The 10,585-nt window shown below is 73.7% G+C and carries 8 protein-coding genes; 4 read left to right on the top strand and 4 right to left on the bottom strand.

Annotated features, from left to right (window positions below; all coding sequences use genetic code 11):
* Positions 1 to 34: 34 nt before the first annotated feature.
* The 3 genes from ACZ58N_RS11305 to rsmH all read right to left on the bottom strand — a co-directional run bounded on the left by ACZ58N_RS11305 (position 35) and on the right by rsmH (position 3,834).
* Positions 35 to 2,056 (bottom strand): peptidoglycan D,D-transpeptidase FtsI family protein, encoded by a 2,022-nt coding sequence (locus ACZ58N_RS11305; RefSeq protein ID WP_471157852.1) that lies wholly within the window; start codon positions 2,054 to 2,056, stop codon positions 35 to 37.
* Between the two features lie 144 nt (positions 2,057 to 2,200).
* Positions 2,201 to 2,878, bottom strand: coding sequence for a cell division protein FtsL (ftsL, locus tag ACZ58N_RS11300; protein WP_471157851.1), 678 nt, complete (start codon positions 2,876 to 2,878; stop codon positions 2,201 to 2,203).
* On the bottom strand, positions 2,875 to 3,834 hold the full coding sequence (rsmH, locus tag ACZ58N_RS11295) for a 16S rRNA (cytosine(1402)-N(4))-methyltransferase RsmH (protein WP_281204660.1): 960 nt from the start codon (positions 3,832 to 3,834) through the stop codon (positions 2,875 to 2,877). Before rsmH ends, ftsL begins: the two co-directional genes overlap by 4 nt.
* Positions 3,835 to 4,109: 275 nt before the next feature.
* Between rsmH and ACZ58N_RS11290 the strand changes: the two genes are divergently transcribed.
* The 4 genes from ACZ58N_RS11290 (at position 4,110) to ACZ58N_RS11275 (ending at position 9,617) form a co-directional block, all read left to right on the top strand.
* Complete coding sequence (locus ACZ58N_RS11290; RefSeq protein ID WP_471157849.1) at positions 4,110 to 4,697, top strand: beta-class carbonic anhydrase; 588 nt, start codon at positions 4,110 to 4,112, stop codon at positions 4,695 to 4,697.
* A 137-nt stretch (positions 4,698 to 4,834) separates the two neighbouring features.
* Positions 4,835 to 5,845: an AAA family ATPase gene (locus tag ACZ58N_RS11285; RefSeq protein ID WP_471157847.1), complete on the top strand. Its 1,011-nt coding sequence runs from the start codon at positions 4,835 to 4,837 to the stop codon at positions 5,843 to 5,845.
* Complete coding sequence (locus tag ACZ58N_RS11280; protein WP_471157845.1) at positions 5,845 to 7,206, top strand: DUF58 domain-containing protein; 1,362 nt, start codon at positions 5,845 to 5,847, stop codon at positions 7,204 to 7,206. Before ACZ58N_RS11285 ends, ACZ58N_RS11280 begins: the two co-directional genes overlap by 1 nt.
* Complete coding sequence (locus ACZ58N_RS11275) at positions 7,203 to 9,617, top strand: transglutaminase TgpA family protein (RefSeq protein WP_471157844.1); 2,415 nt, start codon at positions 7,203 to 7,205, stop codon at positions 9,615 to 9,617. Before ACZ58N_RS11280 ends, ACZ58N_RS11275 begins: the two co-directional genes overlap by 4 nt.
* Positions 9,618 to 9,941: 324 nt before the next feature.
* On the opposite strand, the gene ACZ58N_RS11270 is transcribed toward ACZ58N_RS11275, so the two are convergent.
* The gene (locus ACZ58N_RS11270) at positions 9,942 to 10,574 is read right to left on the bottom strand and encodes a TetR/AcrR family transcriptional regulator (RefSeq protein WP_362879694.1); all 633 of its coding nucleotides are present in this window, start codon (positions 10,572 to 10,574) and stop codon (positions 9,942 to 9,944) included.
* Positions 10,575 to 10,585: the final 11 nt, after the last annotated feature.

The raw sequence follows: 10,585 nt of genomic DNA, 5'->3' as shown, positions 1-10,585 counted from the left end.
TGGTGCCTCACGCATTTCTGGCTGGGCCGGCGGATCACTGTCCGGGCTGCGGGCTGGGCTGCGTCGTGTTCGGGGCGGCGGGCGGCGGGCCTCCCTCGAAGGTCACCGGGAGTCCGGCGGGAGCGGTGCCGGAGGGGGCCACCTGGAGGGTCTTGAGGGCGAACTCCATGACCGTCTTGTAGATCGGGCCGCAGATCTGACCGCCGAAGTAGCTGCCCTTCGTGGGGTTCTGGATGGCGCAGTAGACGGTGATCCGCGGGTTGTCGGCGGGGGCGAACCCGGCGAAGGAGGCGGTGTAGCCCTTGTAGCGGCCGGTGGCCGGATCCACCCGGTTGGAGGTGCCGGTCTTGCCGCCGACCCGGTAGCCGGGGATCCGCGCCTTGGTGCCGGTGCCCTCCTGGTCGTCGACCACGGATTCGAGCATCTCGGAGAGCGTCTTGGCGGTCTCCTTGCTGACCACCTGGCTGCGTTCGGGCGCCGGGGCCGGGGTGAAGCGGCCGTCGGGGCCCCTGGTGCCGCGGACCAGGGTCGGGGTGATCCGGACGCCGTCGTTGGCGATGGTCGAGTAGACGGAGGCCGCCTGCATCGCGTTCACGGACAGGCCCTGGCCGAAGGGGATCGTGTACTGCTGGGAGGTGGACCAGGCTCCGGGCTCGGCGAGGATGCCGCGCGATTCGCCGGGGTAACCCAGGCCGGTGGGCGCTCCGATGCCGAACTTGGTCAGGTAGGAGTGCAGCACCTTGTTGGCCTCGGGCTGGGTGGCGCCGAGTTGGCCGGTGGCGAGGATGGTGCCGATGTTCGAGGACTTGGCGAGGACCCCGTTGAGGGTCAGGTACCAGGTGGGGTGGTCGATGTCGTCCTTGAACAGCCGGTCGCCGCGGTGCAGTCGGTTGGGGACCTCGACGTGCGTCGCGGGGGTGGCCTTCTTCTCCTCCAGGACCGCCGCCATCGAGATGACCTTGGCCGTGGAGCCGGGCTCGTACACGTCCTGGAGGGCGGCGTTGCCCATGGCGGCGGAGCTGGCCCGGGTCAGGTCGTTGGGGTCGAAGCCGGGCGAGTTGGCCATGGCCAGCACCTCGCCGGTGCGGGTGTCCTGGACGATGACGTAGCCGCGGTCGGCGGCGGACTTCTCGACCTGTTCGGTGATGGCGCTCTGCGCGGCCCACTGGATGTCGCGGTCGATGGTCAGCTCGATGTCGTCGCCGGGTACGGCGGGCTTCTCGCTGGATCCCGCGGTGGGGACGCGCCGGCCGCCGGACTGGGCGTAGGTGAGCTCGCCGTCCTTGCCGGCCAGCTTCTTGTCGAGGGAGGACTCCAGTCCGCCGCCGCCCTTGCCCTCGGCGTTGACGTAACCCAGTATCCCGGCGGCGAGGGCACCGTTCGGGTACACGCGCTTGCTGCTGTTCTCGTTGAACACGCCGGCGATGACGTTGGCGCCGGGGCCGTTGCTCTTCTTGTCCGCGGCGGCCTTGTCGGCGAAGAGCCGCTTGAGGTCCTTGATCTGGTTCCAGACCTGGGGGGTCTGCCGGCGGGCCAGGACGACGTAGCGGGTGTTCTTGGTCTTCAGGCGCGCGGTGAGTTCCTTGGCGTCCTTGCCGAGGATGGGCGCGAGGAGCGCGGCGGCCTGCTCGGGGGCGTCCGGGGCCTTGCTCTCCTGCGCGGTGAACATCTTCGGGTCCGCGGTGATGTCGTAGGCGTCCACGCTCGTCGCCAGGGCCACGCCCTTGCGGTCGGTGATCTCGCCGCGCTCGGCGGCCAGCGTGTGGCTCGCGAACCGGTTCTCGCTGGCCTTCGCGGAGTACGAGGAGGCGTCGACGGCCTGTACCTGGAGGAGCCGGACGACGAAGGCGAGCATCACCAGGGTCAGTCCCACGCCGACCAGCCGGAGCCGGGGCCGGGGGCTGCCCAGCCGGATGAGGTGCGGGGCGCGTGCCGCGGCCGCGGGGCGTCGGGTGGTGGGGCGCGAGGCCGGACGGGCGTTCGCGCGGGCCCGGTCGCCGGGCCGCGGCCGGGCCGGGCCGGGCACCCGCCGCCGGGGCGGCTCCTTGGGGCTCACGCGCCCACCTCCGCGGTACGGGTGCCGCCACCGTGCCCGGGGGTCCGGGCGGGACCGTGGGCGCGGGGGAAGGGCGGGGCCGGGCGGGGCCCCGCGGGGGCTCGCCCGGGTACGGCGGAACCGCCTGTCAGCGGGGTCACGACGTCACCTGCCTGGGTTCGGGGTGGGCTGCTGCTGCGGGGGCTGGGGCGTGCCGCCGGGCCCGGAGGAGGGGCCCTGCGCGGCGGGGTCCTGCGCGGCCGGGTCGGGGGCCGTCGGGTTCGGGGAGCCGGGGGCGCCCGAGGGCGCCGGGGTCCGGCCCGCGGGCGCGGGGGCTCCGGAGGGCGCGGCGGAGGGGGTCGCGCCCTGGCCCTGGGAGGGCTGGGCGGTGGGCGGCGGGGAGGGCGGCGGCGGGGCCTCGGCCGTCGAGACGGCGCCCGCGACCTTGCCGTCGGCGCCGATGAAGACCGGGCTGCCGCCGGGCACCAGGCCCAGCTCGTGGGCCCGGCGTTGGAGGGCGTCGGGGGCCGAGTAGCCGTCGACGTCGCGCTGGAGGGCCTGCTCCTCGTCGGTCAGCGCGGTGGTCTCCTTCTTCAGCTTGCTGAGCTGGAAGGAGCCCTCGTTGAGCGCGGAGTTCAGCAGCAGCAGGCTGATCAGCCCGCCGCCGAGGAGGGCCACGACCAGCAGGACGAAGGGCATCCGGGCGGCCTGCCCCGGTGCGGCGCCGCCGGGCCGCGCGGCCGGGCCGCTGCCGAGCGCCCGGCCGATGCGGGCCGCCTGCCCCCGGGTCAGCGTGGCCACCTTGCCGGCCCTGCCGCCCCCGGAGCGGCCCGCCGGGGTCACAGCCGCGCCTCGCGGATGCGCTCGACGCCGCGGCACCGGGCCGGGGCGGCCCGCCGGTTCTCGGCGATCTCCTCCTCGGTCGGCAGCTCGGCGCCGCGCGTCAACAACTTCAGCTTCGGCTGGTACTTCTCCGGCACCACCGGGAGGCCGGGCGGGGCGGTGGAGGCCGCGCCCGCCGCGAAGACCTGCTTGACGAGCCGGTCCTCCAGGGAGTGGTACGAGAGCACCGCGATCCGACCGCCGACCGCGATCCGGTCCACGGCCGCCGGGATCGCCCGCTCCAGTCCGGAGAGCTCGCCGTTGACCTCGATGCGCAGGGCCTGGAAGGTCCGCTTGGCGGGGTTGCCGCCGGTGCGCTTGGCCGCCTGCGGGAGCGAGTCGCGGATCAGCTCGACGAGTCGGGCGCTGTTGGTGAAGGGCTCCTTGTCCCGCTCGCGGACGACCGCCGACACGATCCGCTTGGCCTGCTTCTCCTCGCCGTACTGGCGCAGGATCCGCACGAGCTCGCCCGGGGCGTAGGTGTTCAGGACCTCGGCGGCGCTGATGCCCGTGCTCTGGTCCATGCGCATGTCGAGCGGGGCGTCCTGCGCGTACGCGAAGCCGCGGTCGGCCTCGTCGAGCTGCATGGAGGAAACGCCCAGGTCGAAGAGGATGCCCTGGACGGTGGGGATCCGCAGGCCGTCCAGCACCTCGGCCAGGTCGGCGTAGATCGCGTGGACGAGGGTGACCCGGTCGCCGAACGGCGCGAGGCGCTCGCCGGAGAGCCGCAGGGCCTCCTTGTCGCGGTCGAGGCCGATCAGGTGGGCCTCGGGGAACCGGGTCAGCAGGGCCTCGCTGTGGCCGCCGAGGCCGAGGGTGCAGTCGACGACGACGGCCCCCGGCCTCTCCAGCGCCGGGGCCAACAGGTCCAGGCACCGCTGGAGCATCACCGGGACATGTCGGGACTCGCTAGTCAAAGCGCCCTCTCAGATAACGGCGCGGCAGGCGTACGCCGCGCCGCGCACGCGGAGTTTTACCAGGGGGCCGGGCGGCCGGTGAGGGCCGGGCTCCGGCCGGTTCGCGTCACTTTAGTGCAACGGTCGCCACGGTCAACGAACCGCCCCGCGCCCGGTGCGCCCCTCTCCCGGTGAATCCGCAAAAGCCGCGAATCACCCGTACGGCGGCCTCCGCCCCACCCCTGTGGGTTAGCTCACAACAAGCCCCGTTGACCTTCTTCGTCCACCTTCGCTCCATGCCGCGCCGAGCCGGGACCACTAACGTCTTGGCCATGACGACTTCCGCATCCCCGCCGGCCGACTCCGCGCCCCGCTCCTCCGAGGCCGGTTCCGTCACCGATCGTCTGGTGGAGGCGAACCGGAAGTACGCGTCGGCGTTCACCGATCCGGGCATGGACGCCCGTCCCGTCCTCCAGGTGGCCGTCGTGGCCTGCATGGACGCCCGTCTCGACCTGCACGCCGCCCTGGGCCTGGAGCTCGGTGACTGCCACACCGTCCGGAACGCGGGCGGGGTGGTCACGGACGACACCATCCGCTCCCTCACCATCAGCCAGCGGGCGCTCGGCACCCGCTCGGTGATACTCATCCACCACACGGGCTGCGGTCTCGAAAGCCTGACCGAGGACTTCCGGCACGAGCTGGAGGACGAGGTCGGCCAGCGGCCCGCCTGGGCCGTGGAGGCCTTCCGGGACGTCGAACAAGACGTCCGCCAGTCCATGCAGCGGGTCCGCACGAACCCCTTCCTGCTCTTCCGCGACGATGTGCGAGGCTTCGTGTTCGACGTGCACACCGGGCTGCTCCGGGAGATCGATCCCGCCTCTTGAGTGACACAAGGCCGTAACGGCGTCAAGAATGCGGTGTGACGCCCCCCGGAAAACTGCGGGGCCGGTGTCCGCGTTCAGGGGTGGGCCGGTACACGCGCCAGCGGCGTCGGCCCTGGAAAAGGGCCGAGGAGAACCAGGTGACCACGTACGACGACCGAGCCAGCCTCGCGGATCTGACCAGCACGGCAGAGCGGGTCCGCCACTCGGTCGAGGGCGTGATCGAGGGCAAGCCCGAGGTCGTGCGCCTCGCGCTGACGGTGCTGCTCGCCGAGGGACACCTGCTGATCGAGGACGTTCCCGGCGTCGGCAAGACCATGCTGGCCAAGACGCTCGCCAAGTCCATCGACTGTTCGGTGCAGCGGATCCAGTTCACCCCGGACCTGCTGCCCTCCGACATCACCGGCGTCAGCATCTACGACCAGCAGCGCCGCGAGTTCGAGTTCAAGCCGGGCGCGATCTTCGCGCAGATCGTCATCGGTGACGAGATCAACCGCGCCTCCCCCAAGACCCAGTCCGCGCTGCTGGAGTCGATGGAGGAACGCCAGGTCACCATCGACGGCACCACGTACGCCCTGCCCAGCCCCTTCATGGTGGTCGCCACGCAGAACCCGGTGGAGATGGAGGGCACCTACCCGCTCCCCGAGGCGCAGCGCGACCGCTTCATGGCCCGCGTCTCCGTCGGCTACCCCAGCCCCGAGGCCGAGCTCCAGATGCTCGACGTGCACGGCGGGGTCTCCCCGCTCGACGACCTGACGGCCGTCGCGCACGCCCACGACATCGTCAAGCTGATCGAGGCCGTCCGCGAGGTGTACGTCGCCGCCCCGGTCCGCCGCTACGTGGTCGACCTGGTCTCCGCGACCCGCAGCCACCCGGACCTGCGCCTGGGCGCGTCGCCCCGCGCCACCCTGCACCTGCTGCGCGCCGTGAAGGCCTCCGCCGCCCTGGCCGGCCGGGACTACGTCCTGCCCGACGACGTGCAGGCGCTGGCCGCGCCCGTCCTCGCACACCGGCTGCTGCCCACGGCGCAGGCCCAGCTGAACCGGCGCACCGCCGAGCAGGTCGTCCACGACATCCTCCAGCGCACCCCCGTCCCCGCCGCGCACGCCCGCGGGGAGATGCCGCCCGGCGCCGGAATCCGGGGCTTCTGATGGGCGCCGGTGCCCCGCGCGGCGCCGGCGGGCTGCCGCGGGAGGCGGGTGGACTACGGGCCTCGCTGGCCGGCCTGACCACCCGGGGCCGGTCGTTCCTGGCCGCCGGGACCGCCGCGGCGGCGTGCGCGTACGTCCTGGGGCAGAGCCAGCTGCTGCGCGTCGGACTGCTGCTGGTCGTCCTGCCGCTGATCTGCGTGCTCGCCCTGCACCGCACCCGTCACCGGGTCTCCGGCAGCCGTCGGCTGACCCCCTCGCGGGTGCCCGCCGGGGGCGAGGCCCGGGTCCAACTGCGGATGGAGAACGTCTCCCGCGTCCCGACCGGGCTGCTCATGCTCCAGGACCGGGTGCCGTACGTCCTGGGCCCCCGGCCCCGGTTCGTCCTGGACCGGGTCGAGGCGGGCGGCCGGCGCGAGGTCTCCTACCGGGTGCGCTCCGACCTGCGAGGCCGCTACCCCCTGGGCCCGCTCCAACTGCGCCTGACCGACCCCTTCGGGCTGGTCGAGCTGACCCGCTCCTTCAGTGCCTACGACACCCTCACCGTCATCCCCCGCACCGAACCCCTCCCCCCGGTCCGCATGACCGGCGAGGCGAACGGCTACGGCGACGGCTCCCGCCGCTCGCTGGCCCTGTCCGGGGACGACGACGTGATCCCGCGCACCTACCGGCGCGGCGACGACCTGCGCCGGGTCCACTGGCGCTCCACCGCCCGCTACGGCGAGCTGATGGTGCGCCGCGAGGAACAGCCGCAGCGCAGCAAGGCCACCGTCCTCCTGGACACCCGACACCTCGCGTACGAGGGCGCCGGCCCGGACTCCGCCTTCGAGTGGGCCGTCTCCGCGGCCGCCTCGACCCTGCTGCACGTGCTCGAACAGGGCTTCTCGGTACGGCTGCTGACCGACACCGGTGATTCCGCGGGCGGCGAGGGCGGCGGCTTCTCCTCGGGCGGGCAGGAGTCCGCCGAGGCGGCCGGGCTGATGATGGACACCCTGGCGGTGGTCGGGCACTCCGACGGGTCCGGGCTCGCCGCCGCCCACGACGCGCTGCGCGGCGGCGCGGGGTTCGCCGCGCAGGGCGGCGCGGGCGGGGACGGCCTGCTCATCGCGTTCTTCGGCGACCTGGACGAGGCCCAGGCGGAAACGGCGGCGCGGATGCGGCAACGCAGCGGAGGCGCCGTGGCGTTCGTACTGGACTCCGCGACCTGGGCGGGCGAGCCCTCACGGGTGGAGGAGCGGCTGCGCAGGCTGCGGGACGCGGGGTGGACGGCGCTGTCCGTTCCGCCCGGCGCCCCGTTCGGGGAACTGTGGCGGCAGGCCGGGAACGTTCCGCTCGGCACGACGACCTCCGGAGGCCGGGGATGAGCGGGCGGGCGCGCGTGACGCTCTTCGGAATGCTGGCGACGCTGCTGACCTCCTGGTCACTGGCCCCGCTGGTGGAATCGTCCGGGTGGCTGCTCCAGGCGGCCGCGCTGCTGGGCGTGCAGGCGGCCGTCGGTGCCGGGGCCCGGCGGGTGCCGCTGGCCCGGTCACTGACCGTGGCGGCCCAGCTGCTGGTGTCCCTGCTGCTGCTGGCGTTCCTGTTCGCGGGGAAGGCGGAGTCCACCGGGTCCGGGCCGCTGGCCTTCCTGGTCACCGACTTCGGCGCCCTGTTCCAGCAGGGCACCCGGGACGTCGCCGAGTTCGCGATACCGGCCCCCACGACCGACGGCATCCGGCTGCTGTTGCTGTCCGGCGTCCTGCTGATCGGCCTGTTGGTCGACGTGCTCGCGGTGACGGTGCGCACCGCCGCCGCGGCCGGACTGCCGCTGCTGGCGCTGTACTCGGTGGCCGCGGGGCTGTCCGCCGGTCAGGGCGGCGCCTGGTTCGCGTTCGTGCTGGCGGGCGGCGGCTACCTGATGCTGCTGCTCTCCGAGGGCCGCGACCGGCTCGCCCAGTGGGGCCGCGTCTTCGGCGCGGCCCCCGGCGGGCGGGTCTCGGCCGCTTCCGGCTACGGGGGCGGGTCGAGCAGCAAGGCGGTCGCCCCCGTGCGCACCGGCCGTCGCATCGGCGTGGCCGCGCTGGGACTGGCGCTGGTCGCGCCCGCCCTGCTGCCCTCACTGGGCAGCGGCGTACTGGGTCCGCCCGGCGGGGACGACGGATCGGGCGGCGGCACCGGCGGGACGATCTCGGCGGTGAACCCGCTGGTGTCGCTCCAGAGCAGCCTGAACGCGCAGGACAACCGGGTCGTCCTGCGGTACCGCACCGACAGCCCCCAACTGGGCGAGCAGTACCTGCGGATCCTGGCGCTGGACGAGTTCAACGGGGTCAAGTGGGAGGCCTCCGGGCGCCCGCTGACGGACGTCCCCGAACGGTTGCCGACCCCCACGGGGCTGAGCGAGCGGATCCGCGAGGGCGCCGTGGAGGTGCGCACGACCGTCTCGGCGGCGGACACCTACGCCCAGCGCTACCTGCCGATGCCCTACCCGGCGACCCAGGTGGACATCGGCGGCAAGTGGCGCTTCGAACCGGCCGGGCGGACCCTGGTCGGTGACCAGCTGGGCAAGGACCGCTTCCAGAACGTGCAGGGCGCCCAGTACACCGTGCGGAGCCTGTTCCTGCGGCCCACGGCGGCGCAGTTGCAGTCCGCGCCCGGCCCGAACCCCTTCGTGCAGGCCGAATACACCAAACTGCCGGACAACCTGCCGCCGGTGGTGGCGGAGACGGCCCGGCGGGTCACCGCCGGGGCGAAGGACGACTACACGCGGGCCGTCAGGCTCCAGGACTTCTTCGCGGTGAACGGCGGCTTCCGCTACGACACGAAGGTGTCCTCGGGCACGGGTTCGCAGGCCATCGCGCGGTTCCTGAACGACAAGGAGGGCTTCTGCGTCCACTTCGCGTTCTCGATGGCCGCGATGTCGCGCAGCCTGGGGATCCCCGCGCGGGTCGCGGTCGGCTTCACCCCGGGCGAGAAGCAGGCCGACGGCAGCGTCAACGTGTCGATGCGGGACGCGCACGCCTGGCCGGAGCTGTACTTCGAGGGCGTCGGCTGGACGCGCTTCGAGCCGACCCCCCGTGCGGGCATCTCGATTCCGGACTACAGCCGCGCGGACGCGCCGACCGTCCAGCCGTCGGCACCGGCCGCCCTGCCGTCGCAGGCCGTTCCCCAGCCCTCGGCGGCGCCGTCGAAGGCCGACGAGTGCCCGCCGGAGCTGAAGAAGCTGGGCGAGTGCGGTGGTCCGGCGCTGAACCAGAACACCGCTTCGGGTTCCGGTGGTCCGACGGTCGGGGTGGTCCTCGGTTGGGCGGGCGCGGCCCTGGCCGTCCTGGCGCTGCCGCTGCTGCCGGTCCTGTGGCGCAGCCGGGTACGGGCGCGCAGGCTGGGTTCGCGGGAGGTGCTGGACGCCTGGCGGGAGCTGGGTGACGCCGCCTGGGACGTGAACGTCCCGCCGGACGAGGCGTTGTCGCCGCGTCGGGCCGCGGCCCGCGTCGTGACGCTGGGCAAGTTGGAGGCGGACCCGGCGGCTGCCGTGCACCGGGTGGCGGACGCCGTCGAACGGACGCTGTACGCGCCGCCCGGCGCCGACCCGTCCCACCCCGACCTGGCCGACGACGTGCTGCTGGCACGGGCCGGGCTGCTGGCGGGCGTCGGACGGGCCGGACGGCTGCGGGCGCTGCTGCTGCCGCGGTCGGCGGCCCGGGTGGCCTGGGCGGTGGCGGCCCGCCGGACCGCGCTCGTGGAGCGGGTGACGGCCGTGTTCGGTCGCATCCGGATCCCGCTGCGCGGCCGGGGCTGAGGGCGGGCCGACCGCCGGTCGGGCAGCGCCCGGAGGTGCGTACGCACGGAAAACGCCGGTGTGTCCGGGCTCGTTCCCCCCGAGCCCCGACGCACCGGCGTTTCCCTTTCCAGGGTCCCCCGATCCCTGCCGGCCAGGGGTCCGGCCCGCTCCGCGGCCCCGTGTCCGCGGTGCGGGCCGAAGCCCTGTCCGTCACCCCAGTCTGCTGTGCTCGCAGGTGGGAGCCATCCGTACGGGTACTCATCCCGGCACCTGGGTACGGGTACTCAGTTCTACGTCGCGCGGGCCCCGGTGGGCACCGCCGACCGGGGGTTCCGGGTCGGGTCAGCGGCTGCCGCTGACCCGACCCCGCAGGAGCAGCGAGAGCGCCGAGTGGACGTCGTCCAGGGAGCGTTCGCTCTGGAAGGCCTGCCAGTCCAGCGCGGCCACCAGCACCATTCCGACCATCGCCGCCGCCGTCAGCGGGACGTCGATCTCGGCGCTGAGTTCGCCCCGTTCGACGCCCTCGCGCAGTACCGTCTCGACGACCGCGACGGCTTCCTGGCGGACCACCATCAGGGTGGACTGCCAGGCCCGGTTGGTCCGCCACAGTTCGGCGACGTAGAGCTGGGTGAAGGCGGGGTAGCGGTCGATGAAGACCAGGCCCGCGCGGATCATCCCGTCCAGCGCCTCGACGCGGCTGCCGCCGCGCGCCTCGGTCTCCTCGGCCGCGGCCCGCAGCGAGGCCGTGAGCAGCCCCACCCCGTGCCGCAGGAGTTCCTCGAAGAGGTCGGTCTTGCTCGCGAAGTTGTAGTAGACGGTGCCCTTGGCCACCCCCGCCCGCTCCGCGATCTCGTCGACCGTGGTCGCGGAGAACCCCTGTTCGGCGATGAGGGTGACGGCGGCCTCGTAGAGCTTCTGCCGGGTGGCCCGGCGGCGGGCGCCGCCCGTGCCCGTACCGGTGCTGCTGCTTTCCATGGCGCTGATTC

The organism is Streptomyces sp. NPDC040432 (genome assembly GCF_055595445.1).
The sequence above is the reverse complement of the archived record's forward strand: the minus strand, read 5'-3'. Positions and strand labels throughout refer to the sequence as shown.